We start from the raw sequence: 22,120 nt of genomic DNA on the forward strand, positions 1-22,120 counted from the left end.
ACGCAAAAGGAGCCTGCATGGGCGGTCGTATTTCCACCTGTATTGTTGGTCTTGGCCTACTGGCGCTGTTGAGCGGCTGTGGCGAGGAAAAGGCTGAACCCAAGGCGCACTCACGGGTGTTTGTGCAGACTGTGCAGCCGGCGGATTTTGCCGCGGCCGTCACCTTGACGGGGGATATCCAGGCCCGGGTGCAAACCGATCTGTCCTTTCGCGTGGGCGGCAAGATCATCCAGCGCACGGTGGATGTGGGCGACCGTGTGACCGCCAAGCAGGTGCTGGCCAAGCTCGACCCCAAGGACCTGCAGACCAACGTCGATTCCGCCCAGGCCCAGGTCGTGGCCGAGCAGGCACGGGTCAAGCAGACCGCCGCCGCCTTCGTGCGCCAGGAAAAACTCCTGCCCAAGGGCTACACCAGCCGCAGCGAATACGATTCCGCCCAGGCCGCGTTGCGCAGCAGCCAAAGCGCACTGGCCGCCGCCCAGGCCCAATTGGCTAACGCACGGGAGCAACTCGGCTATACCTCGCTGGTGGCCGAAGCGCCGGGCGTGATTACCGCGCGCCAGGCCGAAGTCGGCCAGGTGGTGCAGGCCACCGTGCCGATTTTCAGCCTGGCGCGCGATGGCGAGCGCGATGCTGTGTTCAACGTGTATGAATCCCTGCTGGTGGAGCCACCGCCGGATGCGCCGATCACCGTGAGCCTGCTGGATAACCCAAGCATCAAGGTCCAGGGCAAAGTACGCGAAGTCACGCCTGCCGTGGCCGCCAACACCGGCACTGTGCAGGTGAAAATCGCCCTGCAAGCATTACCCAAAGGCATGGAATTGGGCTCGGTGGTGAGCGCGACCGCAAATGGCCCGGCCAAGGCGAGTATCGAATTGCCGTGGGCCGCGCTGACGAAAGACCTCAGCGAGCCCGCCGTTTGGCTGATTGATGGCGACGGCAAGGCGCAACTGCACAAGGTCACCGTGGCGCGTTATCTCACCGGCAAGGTGATCATTGGCGACGGCCTCAAGGGCGGCGAAAAAGTCGTGGTGGCCGGCGGGCAATTGCTGCACCCCGGCATGCTGGTCGAGATCGCCCAGCAAGGAGCCCAACCATGAAGCGCCTGACGCTCATACTCGCCGCCAGCCTGTTACTGGTGGCCTGCTCCAAAGAAGAGCCGCCGCCCGAGCCGGTGCGTCCGGTGTTATCCATGGAAGTGACGTCTGAGGACCAGGAAAACCTTGGCCGCTTCGCCGGCACCATCCAGGCCCGCTACGAAAGTAACCTGGGCTTTCGCGTGCCCGGCCGGATTGCCCGGCGTGCCGTGGACGTGGGCGCCGAGGTGGAGAAGGGCGCCTTGCTCGCCGTCCTCGACCCTACCGACCAACAGAACCAATTGCGTTCGGCCCAGGGCGACCTGGCCCGCGTGCAGGCGCAATACATCAACGCCCAGGCTAACGCCCGCCGTCAGCAGGAACTGTTCAACCGTGGCGTCGGCGCCCAGGCTCAGTTGGATATCGCCCAGACCGACCTGAAGACCACCCAGGCTTCCCTCGACCAGGCCCAGGCTGCGGTCAATCAAGCCAAGGACCAACTCAACTACGCCGAACTGCGCACCGATCACGCCGGCATCGTCACCGCCTGGAATGCCGAGGCCGGCCAGGTGGTCAGCGCCGGCCAGCAAGTGGTGACCCTGGCCCGACCGGACATCAAGGAAGCGGTGATCGACCTGCCGGCCGGCCTCGCCGAGCGTCTGCCGCCAGACGTGGTGTTCCTGGTCGCCGGGCAGCTCGACCCCAGCGTGCAGACCACTGCCATCGTGCGCGAGATCGAACCCCAGGCCCAAAGCGCCACGCGCACCCGCCGAGCACGCCTGACCCTGGCCGAAACACCGCCTGCGTTCCGCCTGGGCACGGCGATCAGCGTGACCTTGAGCACCGCCATCGCCCCGCGTATCGAACTGCCCCTTAGCGCCTTGCAGGAAGTCGATGGCAAGACCCGTATCTGGCTGCTCGATACCCAGAACCAGACCGTGCAACCGCGCGACATCACCGTGATCAGCCGTGACGCCGACAGCGCAGTGCTCAGTGGTGGCGTCAAACCCGGCGAGCGTATCGTCACCGCGGGCGTGAACAGCCTGAAACCCGGGCAAAAAGTCAAAATCGACGAGGACAGCCCGCGATGAAAGGAAGCTTCAACTTATCCGACTGGGCCCTCAAGCATCAGTCCTTCGTCTGGTACCTGATGTTCGTCGCGCTGCTGATGGGCGTGTTCTCCTACATGAACCTGGGCCGCGAGGAAGACCCTTCGTTCACCATCAAGACCATGGTGATCCAGACCCGTTGGCCGGGCGCGACCCAGGAGGAGACGCTCAAGCAGGTCACCGACCGCATCGAGAAAAAACTCGAAGAGCTGGACTCTCTCGACTACGTGAAAAGCTACACGCGGCCGGGTGAGTCCACGGTCTTCGTGTTCCTCAAGGACACCACCAGCGCCAAGGCCATCCCTGAGGTCTGGTACCAAGTGCGCAAGAAGATCGACGATATTCGCGGCACCTTCCCCCAAGGTCTGCAAGGGCCGTCGTTCAACGACGAGTTCGGTGATGTGTTTGGCTCGGTGTACGCCTTTACCGGCGACGGCCTGTCGATGCGCCAGCTTCGCGACTACGTGGAGCAGGTGCGCGCCGAGATCCGTTCGGTGCCGGGCCTGGGCAAGGTCGAGATGATCGGCCAGCAGGACGAAGTGATTTACCTGAATTTCTCCACGCGCAAACTGGCCGCCCTGGGCATTGATCAACGCCAAGTGGTGCAGAGCCTGCAATCGCAGAATGCGGTGACCCCCGCCGGGGTGATCGAGGCCGGGCCGGAACGGATTTCGGTGCGCACGTCGGGGCAGTTCGCCTCGGAGAAAGACCTGGCCAACGTCAACCTGCGGCTCAATGACCGTTTCTATCGGCTGGCGGACATTGCCGAGATCAGCCGTGGCTATGTGGACCCGGCGCGGCCGATGTTCCGTTTCAACGGCAAGCCGGCGATTGGCTTGGCGATTGCCATGCAGAAGGGCGGCAATATCCAGTCGTTCGGCAAGGCCCTGCATGAACGCATGGACGAATTGACCGCCGACCTGCCCGTGGGCGTCGGCGTGCACAAAGTGTCCGACCAGGCGGAGGTGGTGGAAGAGGCCGTCGGCGGCTTTACCAGCGCGCTGTTTGAAGCGGTGATCATCGTGCTGGTGGTGAGCTTTATCAGCCTCGGCATGCGCGCCGGGCTGGTGGTGGCGTGCTCGATTCCATTGGTGCTGGCGCTGGTGTTTGTGTTCATGGAATACAGCGGCATCACCATGCAGCGCGTGTCGTTGGGCGCGTTGATTATCGCCCTCGGCCTGTTGGTGGACGACGCGATGATCACCGTCGAGATGATGATCACGCGTCTGGAAAAAGGCGAAACCAAGGAGCAGGCGGCGACCTACGCCTACACGTCCACGGCGTTCCCGATGCTCACCGGTACGCTGGTGACCGTGGCAGGCTTTGTGCCGATCGGCCTCAACGCCAGCTCGGCGGGCGAGTACACCTTCACCCTGTTCGCAGTGATTGCCGTGGCCATGCTGGTGTCGTGGGTGGTGGCGGTGCTGTTTGCGCCGGTGATCGGGGTGCATATCCTCAGCGCCAACGTCAAACCCCACAGCGCTGAGCCCGGGCGTATTGGCCGTGCCTTCAATGGCGGCATGCTCTGGGCCATGCGTAACCGTTGGTGGGCGATCGGCATCACCGTGGCGCTGTTTGTGGCCTCGGTGTTCTCCATGCAGTTCGTGCAGAACCAGTTTTTTCCGTCGTCGGACCGTCCGGAAATCCTCGTCGACCTGAACCTGCCGCAAAACGCCTCGATCAACGAGACGCGCAAGGCCGTCGACCGCCTTGAAGCAATCATCAAGGACGACCCGGACATTGCGCGCTGGAGCACCTACATCGGCCAGGGGGCGATCCGTTTCTACCTGCCCCTCGACCAGCAACTGGAAAACCCCTACTACGCGCAGTTGGTGATCGTGAGCAAGGGTCTGGAAGAGCGTGGTGAGTTGATCGCGCGCCTGCAAAAGCGCCTGCGCGATGACTTCGTGGGGATTGGTAGCTACGTGCAGCCGCTGGAAATGGGGCCGCCGGTGGGTAGGCCGATTCAGTATCGCGTGTCGGGCAAAGACACCGACCAGGTGCGTAAACACGCCATCGAACTGGCGACCTTACTGGACCAGAACACCCATCTGGGCGAGATCATCTACGACTGGAACGAGCCCGGCAAAGTGCTGCGCATCGACATCGCCCAGGACAAGGCGCGGCAACTGGGGCTGTCGTCGGAAGACGTGGCGCAGTTGATGAACAGCGTGGTCAGCGGTGCCTCGGTGACCCAGGTACACGATGATATCTACCTGATCAACGTCGTCGGCCGTGCCGAAGATGCCGAACGCGGCACGCCGGAAACCTTGCAGAACCTGCAGATCGTCACGCCCAACGGCACCTCGATCCCGCTGCTGGCCTTCGCCACCGTGCGCTATGAACTGGAGCAGCCGCTGGTGTGGCGTCGCGACCGCAAGCCGACCATTACCATCAAGGCCTCGGTGCGCGACGAGATGCAGCCGACGGACCTGGTCAAGCAACTTAAGCCTGAGATCGACAAATTCAGCGCCGGCCTGCCGGTGGGCTACAAGGTTGCCACCGGCGGCACCGTGGAAGAAAGCGGCAAGGCCCAGGGCCCGATTGCCAGCGTGGTGCCGCTGATGCTGTTCCTGATGGCGACCTTCCTGATGATCCAGCTGCACAGCGTGCAGAAGATGTTCCTGGTGGCGAGTGTCGCGCCGCTGGGGCTGATCGGCGTGGTGCTGGCGTTGATACCCACCGGTACGCCCATGGGCTTCGTGGCGATCCTCGGGATTTTGGCGCTGATCGGCATCATCATCCGTAACTCGGTGATCCTGGTGACGCAGATTCATGAATACGAAGTGGCCGGCTATACGCCGTGGGACGCGGTGGTGGAAGCCACCGAGCACCGGCGCCGGCCGATCCTGCTGACGGCGGCTGCGGCAAGTCTGGGCATGATCCCTATCGCCCGCGAAGTGTTCTGGGGGCCGATGGCGTACGCGATGATTGGCGGAATTATCATTGCGACCTTGTTGACGCTGTTGTTCCTGCCCGCGCTGTATGTGGCCTGGTACAAAATCCGCGAACCCAAGCAGGACCCTCAGGAAAAATCCGTTTAAAAATGTGGAGGCGTGCTGTGGTGAGTAAGCTTGCTTGCGCTGGGGTGCGAAGCGCCCCTAAAAAACCCGGAGACTGCTACGCAGTCAACGGGAGCAAGCTCCCTCGCCACGGCAAGGCCGTTCCCACATTTTGATCCTCATTGACCTTTTGCTCCGTGGGAAACGTCTGGAGGTGATACGCGTTGCCCCCGCCAGCCATTGAGTGGTCTACCCTCCCGACTTTCATTTCGTTCGGGTCCAATCCCATGCGCTACCTGCGTTCTGTTTTGTTGCTCTGCGGTGTATTCCTCTCGCCGCTGACGTTCGCCACCGTTCTGGAAAACACCTTGTGGCGGGTCGAACTCGACCCGGCCACCCTTGCTATCCGCGTTACGCCTAACGGCCAGCCGACGATACAGGCCTCCAGCGGCGTCGCGGCCCATGCCGTCAGCCAGCTTGAGCAGCGCGATCAGCAAGCGAGCTGGCAATGGGATGACGGCGCCTTTCGGGTGAGCGCCAGCCTCGAGCAGCGTGACCTGGCGCTATCCATCACGGCACGGGAAGCGGGTGAGCTGCCGATCCTCTTGCAACCGGCGAATGCCCTGGGCAGGGGGCTGATGTGGCCGTTGGCCGAGGGGCATTACGTGCCCACCGGGAATGCCGTGTGGAAGGCTTTCCTGCTGGAGCAAGGTGACTTCAACACGACCCAGGATCTCAGCCTGCCGCTGTGGGGTGTCGATCACGACGGGTTCACCCTCAGCTGGTTACTGACCAATCCCTACAACAACCGCCTGCGCTGGCAAGAAAACCAGGCCCTGTCAGTGGCCCATGAATTCACCACGCTCAACCCCAGCACCCCCATGACCCTGCTGTTGCACCTGGGTGAGGCCGATCCGTTGGCTGGCGCCAAGCGCTACCGGCAATGGCTGGTGGAGGAGGGCCGGTATGAGCCACTGGCTGACAAACTGCGCCAGACGCCCGAGGCCGAGAAGCTGCTGGGCGCCAGTCATGTCTACCTGTGGGGCAACGACTTGCTGGCCCCCGAGGATGTGCGCGATTGGCCGCTGTTGCTCAAGCGCTTGCGCGGGCATGCGCTCCAAGGCTTATTGGACAAGGAATCCGCCAAGGTCCTCGCGCAGGATTCCCCTTTGAATCGCTATGAGCAGACGGTAGTGCTCCGGGGCCTGAACGCGGCGATCAACAAAAAGGCTCGGCAGCGTTGGCAGGTAGAGGAACCCGACATGACCCCGCTCGCCGCCCGCTATGGCGAGCTGCGTAGCGAGCTGGCCGTGGACTTTGCCGGGGCGCTGAGTGATACGCCCGCACACTGGGGCAGCCAGGTGATCCAGGCATTGCGCAGCTCAGGCCTGCCGCGTTTGCTGCTGACCTTGGGCGAAGGCTGGGAAGGCGGTCTCTGGCACCCCGAGGCGATCCGGGCCGGGGTCGACGCGGGCTTCCTGATGGCCCCCTATGACTCCTATGAAACCGCGTTGTCGGCCACGGAAAATCCGGATTGGACCACCGCGCACCTGGGCGGCAGGGCGTACCGCGAGTGCGCGATTGTGCTGAAGGACGGCAAGCTGAAAACCGGTTTCCAGCAGTCCGGCCACTACACCGATCCGCGCTGCGTGCGGCCTCTGCTGGAGGCACGTGTACAGGCTGTCCAGGCAAAGGCCGGTTTCAACGCCTGGTTTCTCGATGCTTACGCCACCAGCATGGTCTTCGACAGCTACCGTGACGGGGCCACAATGACCCAGGCGCAGAACGCCGAAGGCAACATTGACGCTTCGCGCTGGCTCAATACCGTACTCAAGTTGCCCGCCGGCTCCGAAGACGGCAACGCTATCACCGCCCAAGGCATCCTGTTCGCCCATGGCATGCAGACGCCGGTGATTGGCTGGGGGGATCGGGAGATGACCCAAGACAAGCAATCGGCCTATTACGTGGGTAACTGGTATCCGCCGGAGCAGCCGGCCGTGTTCTTCAAGCCCGTGCCGTTAAAAGAGCCGTTTCGTACGGTGTATTTCGAGCCGACCATGCGCCTGCCGCTGTACCAGGCGGTGTTCCACGGCTCGGTGATCACTACCCATCACTGGCTGTTCGACAGCTTGAAGCTGAGCAATGTGCGGGCTGAAAACGAGCTGACGCAGCTGCTCTATAACGTGCCGCCGCTGTACCACTTGAGTGCTTCGACGGTTAAGCGGCGGCTGCCGGCGATACAGCGCCAGGACCGGTTTTTCCGGCCGTTGCACCAGCGGTTGGCGACCCAGGCGATGACGGGTTTTCGTTGGTTGACGGCGGATAGGCAGGTGCAGGAAACCACCTTTGCCGATGGGACGCGGTTGGTGGCTAATTTTTCTGGCGAGGAAAGAGAGGGCTATGCCGGGCGCAGCGTGACTGCACATGGGATGGGTGAAAAAACGCTGGTGTATCAGGTGGAGTAAGGTTGCCTCAGCAGGCGTCATCGGGGGCTTGCCCTCGATGGCGTCAGACGAGGCAACGAAAATCTACAGCTTGCGCCACACACTGGCCAACCACGGCTGCTGCTCCCTCGGCAATCCCGCTGGTCGATAGTAATGCTCCAGCTCCACGAACCCTGCCTGCGTCAGCAACGCTTGCCACGCCGCCAGGTCGTGATACGACCCGTACCGCGGTCCATTCCAGCCTTCCTGGTTTTCACCCCGAGGGTTGGAACTGAACAACACGCCACCCGGTTTCAACGCCCCTTGCAACTGCTTGAGCACACGCGGCAGTTCCTGCTTGGGAATATGAAATAGCACGGCATTGGCGAAAATCCCGTCGAAGCGTTCGATGGGCAGGTCCAGCTTCAGGAAGTCCTGCTGCATCACCTCACAACCACTGTCTTCCCGCGCCATCTGCGCAAACCGCTCGGAGCCGTCCAGTCCTACGGCGATATGCCCCATGCGCGTGAACGTCTGCAAATCGCGCCCCGGCCCGCAGCCGAAATCCAGCACGGTAAAGGGCGCCGTGCCCTGGATATGCCGCAGCAGCGCGTCGATGTTCTGGCTCACGTCGTGGTCGCGGGTGCCTTCGCGGAAGTCTTCGGCCACTGTGTTGTAGTGGCCGAGGGTGGTGGCGGTGATGGTGTTGAGGTCGTCGGGGGCGAGTTTCATGGCCGTGCGCACTTAGGCTGAGGTCCTCGGACTATACCTCAGGCCATCGTCTGAATCAGTTGAAACACGTGTGCTCTGTGTAGGGCGATTCAGTGCCTTTTCAGCGTACGCATCCGACTTACTGACCGCAGGATTCTAGGTACCATTCACTTCTTACTTGAAAAGGCGTTGCATACCCATGGATCAGGCACCACCACTCCCGGCTGATGAAGTCACTCAGCAAAAGAAAATGGACCGATACGCCGATGTCTTGAGTCATGGACTGTTATGGCTCAATGAGCGTGCATGGCCTTTGACCGTGGGCATTTTGTCTGTGGCTGGCCTGTATCTGTATCAATACATCCAAGTGGAAAAGGTGCCGCTGAGTATTTTGTCGGCAGCCGCGTTCACCGCATTGCCGGCGATGTTCGCCATGTTGGTATTTGTCATCGGCATGATGGGGGCGTCGATCCTGATGCCTACGTTCATCTTGTTCCTACGCCTGAATGCCACAGGTGCGCGTCTGAGCGATCAACTCAATCTCAGTCGGCAATCGCCTGAGACGACAGCTCAACATCGTCGATTATTGATGCATTGGGCTGCCACGCTCGTGGTGCTGGCGGTGTTCTGGTTGTCGGCGGTGTATCTGTCCGCGAACGCAGAAAGCGGACCGTTTCAGACGGCTTGCTGGGTAGTGGCGATCGCTGTGACGGTATTGGCCTATACCTGCATCATCATTCGCGCCCGGCCGGCCAATATCGCGCGCAGTGAGCTTTCCGTCGAGTTCTGGATCGCAAGTGCGAGTGCCGGCGTCATTCAAATGCTGATTGTTCTCATGGTCACTGTGCCTGTCTCGCGCGCGTTCGGCGAATACTCTGACAGTGTCGTGCTTTTTGCGCCTGTCATGTTGGCTGAGATGGTGGTGCTTTTTCTGATTCAGGGGCTTGGGGCGTGTCTTGTGACGTGCATGAACGATCATAAGAACCCGGTCGCGCTAGCATCTTTGACTGCCCTTGGGCTTTTGATCGTACTGGGGCTTATCCCCGTGACGGGCGCGAAGTTGGGAGGCCTGCCGCTGCAAGCCTCCGCATCGGGAGGGCGTATGTGTACAGTCATGGCTTGGTCAGAGGGGGCCAAGGCTCCCAGCATGCTGGTTGACGCCAAGAAACCCGAGGCCAGCATCAAGCTGCGCGTGCTGGCGGATTCGGACGGGAGCTACAGTGTGCGCCCTTGGCAGGCCAAGGAAAAAACCATCACCTTTGTCCCCCACTCCAGCGTCGCCCAACTGGATGAGTGCCCGTAATTTCAGCGCTTGTTCAACACTCGCGCCAACCGATCCCCACCCAACTGAATCACCGCCACCAGAATCACCAGCAGCACAATCACGGTGAGCATGATCTGCGTATCAAAACGCTGGTAGCCGTAGCGGTAGGCGATATCGCCCAGGCCGCCCGCGCCAATCGCGCCGGCCATGGCTGACGAGTTGATCATGGTCACCAGGGTGATGGTGAACCCGCCGACAATCCCAGGCAGCGCTTCCGGCAGCAGCACGTGCCAGATGATGTGCCAGCGGCGGCAGCCCATGGCTTGCGCGGCTTCGATCAGGCCGTGATCGACTTCGCGCAGGCTCACCTCGGCAATGCGCGCAAAAAACGGCGTGGCGGCGATGGTCAGCGGCACCACGGCGGCCCATACGCCGTAGGTGGTGCCGACGATCAGCCGCGTGAACGGGATCAACGCCACCATCAGGATGAGGAACGGAATCGAGCGGAACAGATTGACGAACGCCCCCAGCACGCGGTTCAACGCCGGTGCCTGGTAGATGCCGCCCTTGTCGCTGGTCACCAGGAACACCGCCAGTGGAATCCCCACCAGCAGCGCAATCAATGACGACACGCCAACCATCAACAACGTGTCGATGGCGCCCTGCACTAAACGATCAAACCACATAGCCCAGCACCTCCACCTGTTGTGCCCAATTGCCGGCGCGGTTACGCAGTTCTTCTGCGCTGTGGGGCGAGCCCTTCACCGCCAGCAGCAGTTGCCCCAGGGCATGCCCCTGGATGCGTTCCACGCCACCTTGCAGCAAGCGCACGCGCCCGCCGAGGGCGCTGAACAGCGCGGCCAGGTCCGGCTCGTCGGTATCACTGCCGGTGAATCGCAGGCGTAGCACCACCGAGGCATCGGCGGTCGCTGGTTTGGCCTGTAAACGGCTTTGCAACTCGTCCGGTAGCCCATGTTGCAGCGGTGCCAGCAGGGTCTTGCTGACCTCATGTTGCGGGTTGCCGAACACTTCCCACACCGGGCCTTGCTCGACGATGCGCCCGTGTTCGAGCACCACCACGCGGTCGCAGATGTCGCGGATCACCGCCATCTCATGGGTGATCAACACGATGGTCAGGCCCAGGCGCTGGTTGATCTCGCGCAGCAGGCCGAGGATCGACTGGGTGGTCTCTGGGTCGAGCGCCGACGTGGCCTCGTCGCACAGCAGGATCTGCGGGTCGTGCACCAGCGAGCGGGCGATGCCCACGCGCTGTTTCTGCCCGCCGGACAGCTGCGCCGGGTAGGACGTGTGCTTGTCCTGCAGACCCACCAGCTCCAGCAGCTCGCGCACCTTTTTCTCACGCTGCGGCTTCGGCACGCCCGCCACTTTCAGCGGTAGCTCGACGTTCTGCCACACCGTCTTGGCCGACATCAGGTTGAAGTGCTGGAAGATCATGCCGATGCGCCGACGCAGCGCCACCAGGCGGTCTTCGTCGAAGTCACCGATGTCGACTTGATCGATCAACACCCGTCCGCTGCTAGGCTGTTCGAGGCGGTTTATTGTGCGAATCAGCGACGACTTGCCGGCACCGCTGCGGCCAATGATGCCGAACACTTCACCGCGCTGGATCGCCAGGTCGATGCCTTGCAAAGCATGCACGGTGCCGTCGTAGGTCTTGCCCAGGTTGATAAAACGCACGTGGGCGCGGTTCAGGTCCGGATGCAGTTCGGTCTGCTCGGCGTCCCTGGGCGGCAAGCCCAAGTCGCGCAGTTGAGAGTGGGCGGCGGTCATTTTTTATCTTCCCAGCCGACCTGATAGAGCTTACCGAGGGACTTGTCCAACGCAGCACGCACCACGGGCGAATGCTGGTAGATGTCGACGAACGTGATCACCCGCGAGTCGGTCTTGCTCTTGGGCTGGATCACGAACTGGATCACGTATTCCGGATGGTCGAGGCCGTCGAACAACAGCGCCGACTCGGCATCGAAGGTCTTGGACAGGCGGATATACGCCGGGTAACCCTGCACCAGGTCGGCATCGTCATAGGCGCGCACCAATTGCACGGCCTCGACTTGCAGGATCTTGATCTTCTTCGGGTTGGTGACGATGTCTTCCTCGGTGGCCTTGTAGCCTACGCCCGGTTTGAGCGTGATCAAGCCCGCCTTGGCGAGCAATTGCAGGCCACGCCCGCTGTTGATCGGGTCGTTGGCAATCGCCACGCTGGCGCCCTCGGGCAGGTCGTTGATGCGCTTGTACTTCTTCGAATACAGGCCGACGTTGTTGATGATGCCCGGCGCGTACGGCACCAGGTCAAAACCGGCGGCGGCCTTGGCGTTTTCCAGGAACGGGATGTGCTGGAAGTAGTTCACGTCGATATCGCCGGCGGCCAGGCTGACGTTGGGCGCGATCCAGTCGGTGAACTCCACCAGCTCGACCTTCAGGCCTTGTTTACCGGCTTCGGCCACGGCGGCTTCCAATGGAATGGCGAAGGCAGCGGTGGTGCCGATTTTCAACGGTGCATCGGCGGCGAACACCGCCGAGCTGAACAGTCCGAAAGCCAAGGCCAGTGCTTTGACTGGGTGGGAGAGCAGTGTTTTTTTCATGGTCGATTTCCAGTCATAAGGTGTTGGTGAAAGCAATGGAGATCCAATGTGGGAGGGGCAAGCTCCCTCCCACATTTTTGTTCAGTGGCGGTAGGTGGATCCGGTGTGTTGTTCGGGCAGGCGAGCCGCGCCGTGGAAGACTTTTTCCCGAAGGGTGCCGGTCTCATAAGCGGTCTTGTACGACCCACGGCGTTGCAACTCCGGCACCACCAGGTCGATAAAGTCCACGTAGCTTTCCGGCGTGACGATGCGCGTGAGGTTGAAGCCATCCAGGCCGGTTTCGCTGATCCAGGATTCCAACTCGTCGGCAACCTGCTCGGGTGAGCCGACCAGGGTGATGTAGCGGCCGCCCAGGGCGTGTTGCTCCAGCAACTTGCGCCGGGTCCAGTCGTTGTTCTGCAGGTTCTTGGTGGCCGACTGGATCGCGTTGCTCTTCACGTACTGGATCGGTTCGTCCAGTGCGTATTGGGCAAAATCGATGGCGGTGGACGCTGAGAAATGTGCCACGCCGGCTTCCGGGCTGGCGTAGCTCAAATATTCAGCGTGCTTGGCCCAGGCCAGCTCCTCGGTGGCGCCCACGATCACGTTGAGGCCCATGAACACCTTGATGTCATCGGGATTACGCCCGGCCTCGACCGCACTGGCGCGCACCTTATCGACTTGGACCTTGGTCGCCGCCTTGTTCTGCCCGCTGATGAATACACATTCGGCATGCCGCCCGGCGAACAGCAAGCCGCGATCCGAGCTGCCGGCCTGGAACAGCACCGGCGTGCGTTGTGGCGACGGCTCGCACAGGTGATAACCCTCCACTTGATAAAACTCGCCGTGGTGCTCGACCTTGTGCACCTTGCCCGGCTGCGCATACACCCGCGCCTGCGGATCATTGAGCACCGCGCCGTCTTCCCAGCTGCCTTCCCAGAGTTTGTAGAGCACCTCCAGGTATTCATCGGCCTGGTCGTAACGGCGGTCATGCTCGACCTGCTCGGTAAGCCCCATGGCCTTGGCGGCGCTGTCCAGGTAGCCGGTGACGATGTTCCAGCCCACGCGGCCACGGCTCAGGTGGTCGAGCGTGGACATGCGCCGGGCGAACAGATACGGCGGCTCGTAGGTGAGGTTGGCAGTAAGGCCGAAGCCGAGGTTCTTCGTAACCGCCGCCATCGCCGAGACCAGCAGCAACGGGTCATTCACCGGCAGCTGGATGGACTCCTTGAGCGGCACATCGATCGAGTTCTGGTACACGTCGTAGACGCCGACGATATCGGCGATGAACAGGCCATCGAACAGCCCGCGCTCCAGGGTTTGCGCCAGGTCGGTCCAGTATTCAATCGTCTTGTACTGGGTGGACGTATCCCGTGGATGGGTCCACAGGCCGTGGTTGATGTGCCCGATGCAGTTCATGTTGAAGGCATTGAGCAGGATCTTCTTTTTGCTCATCAGAGGGTCCCCCGCAGTGGCGGGTTTTCATCGTTGAGGTAGTAATTGCCCACCGCGTGGTACTTCCAGCGCACCGGGTCGTGCAGGGTGTGCACGCGGGCGTTGCGCCAGTGGCGGTCGAGGCCGTGCTCGGCCAGGGTCGCCTGGCTGCCGGCGAGTTCGAACAAGGTGCTGCCGGCGGCCAGGGAGATTTCGGTGCTCAAGGCGCGCACTTCAGCGACGGCAATCGAGGCGGCCGCAACCGTCTCGGCATTGCTGTCGGCCTGGGCACGGTCTAGGAATTCGCCCGAGCGCTCCAGCAGCGCTTCGGCGGCGTGCAGGCGGATGCTCAGGTGGCCGAAGCTTTTCAGGGTCAGCGGGTCTTCGGTGGCTTTGTCGCTGCCGGAGTCGATCCATGGGCGGGTCTTGGTGCGTACGAAGTGCAGCGCGTCTTCAAAGGCCGCACGGGCGATGCCGGTGTCGATGGCGGCGTGGAGGATCTGCGCCAGAGGGCCGACCGTGGTCGGGCGCTCGAAGGCGCTCTGGAACGGAATCACGTCCTGGGCGGCGACCCACACGTTGTCGAACACCACCGAACCGCTGCCGGTGGTGCGCTGGCCGAAGCCGCTCCAGTCGTCGATTACGGTCAAGCCGTCGCTGTCGCGCGGCACAAAGGCGAGTTGCTGCACGCCCTGTTCATCCACCACCGAGGTGGGAATACGTTGAGCGTAGATCGCACCGGTGGCGTAGAACTTGCGGCCGCTGACGCGCAAACCGTCGCCGTCGCGGGTGATTGAAGTGACGCGGTCATGGGCGGTCTTGGTGCCCAGTTCCGCCAGGGCGTTACCGAAGCGTTGACCGGCCAACACTTCGGCGTACAAGCGCTGTTGTTGTGCGGGGCTGCCGTTTACACGCAGCACTTCCAAGGCATAGAAATGATTTTGCGGGATCTGGCCCAGGGACGCATCCGCCTGGGCGATCAAGGCGATGACCTTGGCCAGGGTGACGTTGGACACGCCCGCGCCGCCGTATGCCTTGGGCACGCTGATGCCCCACAGGCCGGAGCGCGAGAACACGTCCAGCTCGGGCAAGGGCAGGCGGCGCTCGCGGTCGCGCTGGGCGCTGTCGCGGCGGAAGTCTTCGGCCAGGTCGCTGGCGACAATAAGGGCTTGTTCGTCGCTGGTAATGACCGCGACGGGGTGAGAGAAAGTCATGATGTTCTCCAGATGTCTGGTCGGTCAGATCCAGGAATGGCGAGCCGGCAAGGTACCGTTCAATCGATAGGCGCCGATGGCGTGATACTTCCAGCGCACCGGGTCGTGCAGGGTGTGCACGCGGGCGTTGCGCCAGTGGCGGTCGAGGTTGAATTCGGCAAGGGTGGCGCGGCTGCCGGCCAGTTCGAAGAGCTTTTCGCTGACCAGCAGCGACACTTCGGCGGTCAGCACCTTGGCCTCGGCCACCGCGATGGATGCACGTGCCGCGGATTGCGCGGTGATCGGCGCGGCGCTGACCTGGTCCAGCACCTGGCCGGCCTTGCGCAGCAGGGCTTCGGCGGCGTGCAGTTCGATCTTCAGCTTGCCGATGTCGGCGATCACATACAGATCATCGCTGGCGCGTTCGACCTTGGCGTCGATCCACGGGCGCGAACGCTCACGCACGAACGCCACGGTGTCATCCAGTGCACCACGGGCGATGCCGGCGTCGATGGCGGCCTGGATCAGTTGCGAGACGGCGCCTTGGATATTCGGGGTTTCGCCGATACGCCAGTTTTCAACGACCAGTTCGGCGTCCACCGGCACGTGGTCCAACAGCACCGTGCCGCTGGCGGTGGTGCGTTGGCCGAAGCCGGACCAATCGTCAACGATGCGCAGGCCTTCGGTACCACGGCGCACGAACGCCATGACCTGCTTACCGTCATCGTTCAGGGCTTTTACCGCGACCCAATGGGCAAACAATGCGCCGGTGGAGTAGAACTTCTGGCCGCTGATCACGTAACCGTCACCTACGGTGGTGATGCGCGCCTTGAGTTCCAGGGTGTTTTTGGTGCCGCGCTCCGGGCCGCCGTTGCCGATGCGCCAGCCGTCGAGAACACTCTGGAACAGCTGCTTTTTCTGGCGTTCGGTAGCGGCGCCCTGCAACAGGTGCAGGATGCCGAAATGGTTCTGCGGGATCTGCCCGAGGGCCGGGTCTGCCGCGCTGATGATCGCGAACACGTCGGCCAGGGTCACGAACGACACCTGCGGGCCGCCGTATTCACGGGGAATGGAAATACTGCCCAGCCCACTGCGGGTGAACTGCTCGATCTGCGCCCATGGCAGCTTGCGCTGCTGGTCGCGCTTGGCGGCTTGCAGGCGTGCTGCCTGGGCCAGCTCATGGGCGGCCGTCAGCGCCTCCGCGTCGTTACGCAGCACGGCGGCCGGCAACAGCAGGGGGGCTACGTCCAGATCACTCTGGGGGGGTGTTAGAGCCAAGTTAGACATCAGCGCCGCTCCTTGGCTGCACGTAATGCCCTGGCGTTATGCACCGGGGTAATTCTGACCATACCGACCTCGCATTCAATGAAATAAAAACAGAAAAATCAGGAATGTCCGGTGGTCCGGTGTATATACCCTAAGCGTGTTAAATATTTAAATAAACTAACTTTTGGGAATATGCATAGAAGGTCTCTCACCCCGGTTCGCAAGGTGACCCCATTGGTCGCGGCTGGTAGATCAGCTCAGCCCCGGCCGTGCGGGTGGCGGCCTCGGCGGCAATGCGCACAGTACGGGCGGGCGCCCAGCGTGAATTGTTGCCGACGCGATCCAGAATGCAGTAGGTCACTTCCAGTCGGCAGTCGTCGCCGGCTTCGATAATCACCGTTGACGGCACCCATACCTGCAACGCCAGGCCGACGTCCTTGGCCTGGACCTGGGGCAGATCCAGGCGCGCATCGCCCCAGCGCAGCGTGATGGCATCGCCGCGGGTCATGTTCAGGTAGGGCTCGATGGTCAGGGGAATGCCGCGTCGCACCTGCCTGGCGTTGACGCCATAGCGGCGGATGGTGTCGGGCAGGCCTACGGGGGCGAGGTTGTGGTTTTCGTCGCGGTACAGGGGCGAGGGCTGGCCGCCTGGGTAGAGGGTCTTTACGCGCACTTGCGCCACCGCCGAACGTGCAGGGCAACGGCCGACTTGCATGACCTGGTAATGCACCCGGGCCGGGCCATCCAGCACGAAACTTTCCGGCACCCGAAGGTGGGTGATCGCGCCGATCCTGCAGGCCGTTACCCGGCGTGAAGCGGCAAAACAGTTGTTCCAGAACAGCTCGATCAGGTCGCCTTCATCCATGCCGGGATACGGCGCAATGTCGACTTGCAGGTGGGTGGCGGCCAGGGCATTGATGCCATGACCGATGGCCTGGGGCAGCGTCGGGGCGGTGAGCAGGGTGTGCGTCATAAGTAATCTCCTTGATGCAGCCAGCAGCAATCGTTCCGGACCTTTTGGCGCGGGTGCGCGGGGGGGCCGAAAAGAACGATTCAGTGAGTAGCCGGGATAGGATCCAATCCTCTGGGCGCTAGATAAGAGGGTTGGCCAAGGGGCGTCAATGGCGGCAAAAGGCTAAACGGCGTGTTTGGAGATATTCAGAAGGGTCTGACTGGGAGGGGGCTTTTATGGCGGCTGCGAAGAGGGCTTTTACCGGGGGGTACGCGGAATTCCTGTAGGAGCCGTTTGTTGTGGCGAGGACGCTTGCTCCCGCTGGGTTGCGCAGCGGCGCCCAGCTTTTTGGCACTCCAGCGGGAGCAAGCGGCCTCGCCACATTCAAGGGTGTATCAATGGGCGAGGAATTTACTCAGGAACTGTTTGGTGCGCTCTTCCTTGGGGTTGGCAAACAGCGCCTTGGCTTCCCCTTGCTCCACGATCACACCCTTGTCGAAGAAGATCACCCGGTTGGCCACATCACGGGCGAAGCTCATTTCGTGGGTGACGATGACCATGGTGCGGTTTTCTTCGGCGAGGCTGCGGATGGTCGCCAGCACTTCACCCACCAGCTCCGGGTCGAGGGCCGAGGTGGGCTCGTCGAACAGGATCACCTCCGGCTCCATGGCCAGCGCACGGGCAATCGCCACGCGCTGCTGCTGGCCACCGGACAGGCGCCGTGGGTAGGCGTCTTCCTTGCCCGCCAGGCCGACCCTGGCCAACAACTGGCGGCCCAGCGCGACAGCGGCGTCGTGCGGCATCTTCTTGACCACGGTGGGGCCTTCGATGACGTTTTCCAGCGCGGTGCGGTGGGGGAACAGGTTGAAGCTCTGGAACACAAAGCCCACGTGCTGGCGCAAGCGCCGCACCAGGCTCTGTTGCTGGTTGATCGGCTTGCTGGTGTCGATCTCGATGTCACCCACCTTGATGCGGCCGCTGGTGGGTTGCTCGAGGAAGTTCAGGCAGCGCAGGAAGGTGGTCTTACCGGAACCGCTGGGGCCGATGATGGCGATGACTTCGCCTTCCTTGACCTCAAGGTCGATGCCGTTGAGTACCACCTGACCGTTGAATTGTTTGGTCAGTTTTTCAACCACGATCATGCTTCAGGACTCCAGGTCATGCCGGTTGACCCGGTCTTCCAGACGATTTTGCAAATGCGCCAGGATGCTCGCCAGGATCCAGTAGATCAGGGCTGCGGAGAGGTACATGGTGAAAATTTCGAAGGTTCGCGCAGACACCAGTTGCGCCTGGCGGAAGAGCTCGGGCACCTGGATGGTGGCGGCCAGCGCCGTGTCCTTGACCAGCGAAATAAAACTGTTGCCCAGCGGTGGCAACGCCGTGCGCATCGCCTGCGGCAGGATGGCCCTGCGCAGGGTCTGCGCACGGGTCATGCCGATACTGGCGGCAGCTTCCCACTGGCCACGCTCGATGGAGGCGATGGCGGCGCGCAGGATTTCACAGGCGTAGGCGGCCATGTTCAGCGAAAAGCCGATCATGGCGGCCGGGATCGGATCCAGCTCGATGCCCACTTGCGGTAAGCCGTAGTAGATCAAAAACAGCTGCACCAGCAAGGGCGTGCCGCGAAAGAACGACACGTAGACACGGGCGATCCAACTGACCAACTTGAAGCGCGACAAACGCATCAAGGCCAGGCCGAAGCCCAGCACCAAACCGAAAAACATCCCGCCCAGGCTAAGAATCACCGTGTAATACGCGCCCTTGAGCAGAAAGGGCGCGGAGTCCAGCGCGAGTTGGAAACCTGCTTCCATTATTGAGTGACGTCAGCGTTGAAGTATTTCTCGGACAGCTTCTTCAAAGTGCCGTCGGCGCGCAGCTTGTCCAGAGCCTGGTTCACGGCGGCCAACAGCTCAGGCTCGCCTTTGCGCAGGGCAATACCGGCTTCCTGACGGGAGAAGGCATCGCCGGCGGCAGCGGTGTCCGGGGCTTTCTTGGCATATTCCAAAGCCGCGAGGCGGTCGATCAGGATGGCGTCGATGCGGCCGATGCGCAGGTCCTGAAACTTGGTCGGGTCGTCGTTATAGGTCTTGATGATGGCTTTGGGTTGGTTGTCCTTGAGCCATTGTTCGTAGTTGGTGCCCAGGCCCACGCCAACTTTCTTGCCGGCCAGGTCGTCGGCGGTCTTGATGGTGTCGACGTTTTTCTTCAGGACCAGCGCCTGGATCCCCGAGACAGTGTAAGGCTTGGAGAAGTCGTACTTCTTCTTGCGCTCTTCGGAGATGGTCACTTGGTTGACCACGGCGTCCAGGCGCTTGGACTCAAGGGCTGCGAGGATGCCGTCCCACGGGGTGGCTTGCAGCTTGACCTTGACGCCCAGCTCTTTGGCCAAGGCTTCGGAAAGCTCAACCTCGAACCCGCTGAGCTTGCCGCTTTCATCGACAAAGCTGAACGGTGGATAGGTGCCTTCCAGGCCGATCTTGATCTCGCCGGCTTTCTTGATGTTGCCCAGTTGTTCACCGGCAACCGCCTGCCCCAGCAGGCCCGCCCCGAGAGCCAGGCCCAAAGTGCCAACCAACAACGTGCGACGGAATACAGAAATAGTCATGAAGAGCCCCTGTGTTTTTTATGTTGAGCGAAGCAGGTGACGCAGTAGTCGTATCCTGCCTTAAAGCGCGTAGCGCGTCTTCGCCTACGGCGCGATGATAAAGCCGGTTTTTTAAGACTTGAAAATAATATAAATCTAAATTCATATTCTATTATCGAATATATGTTGAGTCTAATGTGGGAGGGGGCTTGCCCCCGATAGCGGTGCGTCAGTGATACATGCATAAACTGACACTGCCCTATCGGGGGCAAGCCCCCTCCCACATTTAGCCTGCGTTTATTCAGTTGAACACCGAGTCATAGGCAAACAATGCCGGGGCCCCACCGGTGTGCAGGAAAATAATCGGGCCATCCTCGAACCGCTGACGCCCGATACCGTCCAGCAAGCCGGCCATGGCCTTGCCAGTGTAGACCGGGTCCAGCAGCAGGCCTTCCTGGCTTGCCAATAGCTTGACCGCCGAAAGGGTGCCGGCGTTCGGTTCGCCATAACGCGGGCCGAAATATTCGTCCCACAGAATCACCTTGAAGGCGTCGGGGATCGCCACGCCCAGCAACTCGGCGGTGCGTTCGGCCAGGCCCTGCACTTTCGGGCGCTGGGCTTCGTCGGTACGCGACACGGTGACGCCCATCACCGGCAGGTTCGGCAGCACTTCGCTCAAGGCCAGGGCCAGGCCACTGTGAGTCCCGGCACTGCCGGACGCCAGCACCACGGCGGCAAAGTCGATGCCGCTGTCTTGGATCTGTCCGGCCAGCTCCAGGCCGGCGCGCACATAACCAAGGGCGCCGAGGGCATTGGAGCCGCCGATGGGCACCAGGTACGGCTTCTTGCCGTTGCTGCGCAGACGGTCGGCGAGGGCGTTGAGCTGGTCGTCGACGTTGTCGAGGTTCTCCACCAATTCCACCTTGGCGTCGAACAGGTCCAGCAGCAGGCGGTTGCCGTTGCCCAGGTAGCTAGGGTCTTCGGTGCCGGTGGGGTTTTCCAGCAGGGCGACACAGCCCAGGCCAAGCTTGGCGGCCAGCGCAGCCGTCTGGCGCACATGGTTGGACTGGATGGCGCCGGCGGTCACCAGGGTGTCGGCGCCCTGGGCGATGGCATCGGCGGCGAGGTATTCGAGTTTGCGCAGCTTGTTACCGCCCATGGCCAGCGGCGTGGTGTCGTCGCGCTTGACGTAGATGTCCCGGCCCAGCCAAGTCGACAGCCGCTCGAGTTTTTCCAGGGCAGTGGCGCCGCCCAGCAGGTCCAGGCGATTAAAACGGTCGAGCTGTTGTTTGATCATGGTTACGCACGGTTGCTGAGTGGTGGGGCGACTATAGGCAGGCACTTTTCATCGAGCAACCGACAATCGCTTATGTCGGATGGTTCTTAGCATCGCACCATTGGTTCTTAAGGGCGGCCAGGGTGCATACCGTAAAGTGATGGCCATTTCGTCAGGAGTGAATACCGTGAGTGAGCGTTCCAGTCATTGGCAATTACAGACCATCGTCAGCCAACTGCGCGGCGCCCGGGACCAGTGGCGAACGCGCAACGGTCGCTTGAGTGGTGAACATGGCGGCCGTGAGCTGCCATCGCGCGAAGCCGTGGCGCAGATCCTTGAAGCCTTGTGCGGTGCGTTGTTCCCGATGCGCCTGGGTCCGGTGGACCTGCGTGAAGAAAGTGAAGACTTTTACGTCGGCCATACCCTCGATGTGGCGTTGAATGCCTTGCTCGGCCAGGCCCGTCTGGAACTGCGCTACGCCGCACGACAGGGCGCCAAGGATGACAGCGAAGTCGACGCGCTCGCGATCCGCCTGATCCAGGATTTCGCCCTGGCCTTGCCGTCCCTGCGCAGCCTGTTGGACACCGACGTGTTGGCCGCCTATCACGGCGACCCGGCCGCGCGCAGTGTGGATGAAGTGCTGCTGTGCTATCCGGGGATCCTGGCAGTGATTCACCATCGCTTGGCGCACCACCTGTATCGCGCCGGTTTGCCGCTGTTGGCGCGCATCAGTTCGGAGATTGCCCACTCGGCCACCGGTATCGACATCCACCCCGGCGCCCAGATTGGTCCGAGCTTCTTCATCGACCACGGGACGGGCGTGGTGATTGGCGAAACCGCGATCATCGGCGAGCGAGTGCGCATCTACCAAGCGGTGACGCTGGGCGCCAAGCGCTTCCCGGCGGATGAAGATGGGCAGTTGCAGAAAGGGCACCCGCGCCATCCGATCGTTGAGGATGACGTGGTGATCTATGCCGGCGCGACGATCCTGGGGCGCATCACCATCGGCAAGGGCTCGACCATTGGCGGTAATGTGTGGCTGACCCGCAGCGTGCCAGCGGGAGCGAATATTACCCAGGCGAATTTGCAGCATGAGGACGGCGCGCAGAAGTAAAGCACCTGCACAAATACCCTGTGGGAGGGGGCTTGATCCCGATAGCGGAGTGTCAGTCAATAATGAATTGGCTGAACCACCGCCATCGGGGGCAAGCCCCCTCCCACATTTTGTGTGCATTTCACCTCCAGACC

18 protein-coding genes are annotated in these 22,120 nt (G+C 62.0%); 6 read left to right on the forward strand and 12 right to left on the reverse strand.

Annotated features, from left to right (window positions below; all coding sequences use genetic code 11):
* Positions 1 to 17 precede the first annotated feature (17 nt).
* From ACI512_RS04200 to ACI512_RS04215, 4 genes are all read left to right on the forward strand, one after another.
* Positions 18 to 1,100 (forward strand): efflux RND transporter periplasmic adaptor subunit, encoded by a 1,083-nt coding sequence (locus tag ACI512_RS04200; RefSeq protein ID WP_064054165.1) that lies wholly within the window; start codon positions 18 to 20, stop codon positions 1,098 to 1,100.
* Complete coding sequence (locus tag ACI512_RS04205; RefSeq protein WP_064054164.1) at positions 1,097 to 2,167, forward strand: efflux RND transporter periplasmic adaptor subunit; 1,071 nt, start codon at positions 1,097 to 1,099, stop codon at positions 2,165 to 2,167. The genes ACI512_RS04200 and ACI512_RS04205 overlap by 4 nt, the downstream gene beginning before the upstream one ends.
* The gene (locus tag ACI512_RS04210; protein WP_236380379.1) at positions 2,164 to 5,229 is read left to right on the forward strand and encodes an efflux RND transporter permease subunit; all 3,066 of its coding nucleotides are present in this window, start codon (positions 2,164 to 2,166) and stop codon (positions 5,227 to 5,229) included. Before ACI512_RS04205 ends, ACI512_RS04210 begins: the two co-directional genes overlap by 4 nt.
* Positions 5,230 to 5,474: 245 nt before the next feature.
* Positions 5,475 to 7,652 carry a glycoside hydrolase gene (locus tag ACI512_RS04215; RefSeq protein WP_236380380.1) on the forward strand — a complete coding sequence of 726 codons (2,178 nt, stop codon included), beginning with the start codon at positions 5,475 to 5,477 and terminating at the stop codon, positions 7,650 to 7,652.
* Positions 7,653 to 7,715: 63 nt separating this feature from the next.
* On the opposite strand, the gene ACI512_RS04220 is transcribed toward ACI512_RS04215, so the two are convergent.
* On the reverse strand, positions 7,716 to 8,342 hold the full coding sequence (locus tag ACI512_RS04220) for a bifunctional 2-polyprenyl-6-hydroxyphenol methylase/3-demethylubiquinol 3-O-methyltransferase UbiG (RefSeq protein ID WP_236380381.1): 627 nt from the start codon (positions 8,340 to 8,342) through the stop codon (positions 7,716 to 7,718).
* A 178-nt stretch (positions 8,343 to 8,520) separates the two neighbouring features.
* Here ACI512_RS04220 and ACI512_RS04225 point away from each other — a divergent pair, with 178 nt between their 5' ends.
* Entirely contained in the window at positions 8,521 to 9,624 is a 1,104-nt protein-coding gene (locus tag ACI512_RS04225) for a hypothetical protein (protein ID WP_236380382.1), read from the forward strand.
* A gap of 2 nt (positions 9,625 to 9,626) precedes the next feature.
* Here the strand turns inward: ACI512_RS04225 and ACI512_RS04230 are convergent, their stop codons facing one another.
* The 11 genes from ACI512_RS04230 to ACI512_RS04280 all read right to left on the reverse strand — a co-directional run bounded on the left by ACI512_RS04230 (position 9,627) and on the right by ACI512_RS04280 (position 20,893).
* A complete protein-coding gene (locus ACI512_RS04230) occupies positions 9,627 to 10,271 on the reverse strand; it encodes a methionine ABC transporter permease (RefSeq protein ID WP_016974994.1) in 645 nt (214 codons plus the stop codon).
* Positions 10,261 to 11,376, reverse strand: coding sequence for a methionine ABC transporter ATP-binding protein (locus ACI512_RS04235; protein WP_012721663.1), 1,116 nt, complete (start codon positions 11,374 to 11,376; stop codon positions 10,261 to 10,263). The genes ACI512_RS04230 and ACI512_RS04235 overlap by 11 nt, the downstream gene beginning before the upstream one ends.
* Positions 11,373 to 12,188, reverse strand: coding sequence for a MetQ/NlpA family ABC transporter substrate-binding protein (locus ACI512_RS04240; protein WP_236380383.1), 816 nt, complete (start codon positions 12,186 to 12,188; stop codon positions 11,373 to 11,375). The genes ACI512_RS04235 and ACI512_RS04240 overlap by 4 nt, the downstream gene beginning before the upstream one ends.
* An 81-nt stretch (positions 12,189 to 12,269) precedes the next feature.
* On the reverse strand, positions 12,270 to 13,622 hold the full coding sequence (locus ACI512_RS04245; RefSeq protein ID WP_236380385.1) for an LLM class flavin-dependent oxidoreductase: 1,353 nt from the start codon (positions 13,620 to 13,622) through the stop codon (positions 12,270 to 12,272).
* Complete coding sequence (locus ACI512_RS04250) at positions 13,622 to 14,815, reverse strand: SfnB family sulfur acquisition oxidoreductase (protein WP_236380387.1); 1,194 nt, start codon at positions 14,813 to 14,815, stop codon at positions 13,622 to 13,624. The genes ACI512_RS04245 and ACI512_RS04250 overlap by 1 nt, the downstream gene beginning before the upstream one ends.
* A 24-nt stretch (positions 14,816 to 14,839) precedes the next feature.
* Positions 14,840 to 16,081, reverse strand: coding sequence for an SfnB family sulfur acquisition oxidoreductase (locus ACI512_RS04255; protein WP_405121631.1), 1,242 nt, complete (start codon positions 16,079 to 16,081; stop codon positions 14,840 to 14,842).
* A 187-nt stretch (positions 16,082 to 16,268) separates the two neighbouring features.
* A complete protein-coding gene (locus ACI512_RS04260; protein ID WP_236380389.1) occupies positions 16,269 to 17,033 on the reverse strand; it encodes a hypothetical protein in 765 nt (254 codons plus the stop codon).
* Positions 17,034 to 17,407: 374 nt separating this feature from the next.
* Positions 17,408 to 18,154 carry an L-cystine ABC transporter ATP-binding protein TcyN gene (tcyN, locus tag ACI512_RS04265; protein WP_012721669.1) on the reverse strand — a complete coding sequence of 249 codons (747 nt, stop codon included), beginning with the start codon at positions 18,152 to 18,154 and terminating at the stop codon, positions 17,408 to 17,410.
* A 3-nt stretch (positions 18,155 to 18,157) separates the two neighbouring features.
* Positions 18,158 to 18,823 carry a cystine ABC transporter permease gene (gene tcyL / locus ACI512_RS04270; protein ID WP_012721670.1) on the reverse strand — a complete coding sequence of 222 codons (666 nt, stop codon included), beginning with the start codon at positions 18,821 to 18,823 and terminating at the stop codon, positions 18,158 to 18,160.
* Complete coding sequence (tcyJ, locus tag ACI512_RS04275; protein ID WP_012721671.1) at positions 18,823 to 19,617, reverse strand: cystine ABC transporter substrate-binding protein; 795 nt, start codon at positions 19,615 to 19,617, stop codon at positions 18,823 to 18,825. The genes tcyL and tcyJ overlap by 1 nt, the downstream gene beginning before the upstream one ends.
* A gap of 280 nt (positions 19,618 to 19,897) precedes the next feature.
* Positions 19,898 to 20,893 carry a D-cysteine desulfhydrase gene (locus ACI512_RS04280; protein WP_012721672.1) on the reverse strand — a complete coding sequence of 332 codons (996 nt, stop codon included), beginning with the start codon at positions 20,891 to 20,893 and terminating at the stop codon, positions 19,898 to 19,900.
* 166 nt (positions 20,894 to 21,059) lie between these two features.
* On the opposite strand from ACI512_RS04280, the gene epsC reads away from it, so the two are divergent.
* Positions 21,060 to 21,986: a serine O-acetyltransferase EpsC gene (gene epsC, locus ACI512_RS04285; RefSeq protein ID WP_236383176.1), complete on the forward strand. Its 927-nt coding sequence runs from the start codon at positions 21,060 to 21,062 to the stop codon at positions 21,984 to 21,986.
* The last annotated feature ends 134 nt before the right edge of the window (positions 21,987 to 22,120 follow it).

Source organism: Pseudomonas petroselini (genome assembly GCF_045037875.1).
GTDB classification, from domain to species: Bacteria; Pseudomonadota; Gammaproteobacteria; order Pseudomonadales; family Pseudomonadaceae; genus Aquipseudomonas; species Aquipseudomonas petroselini.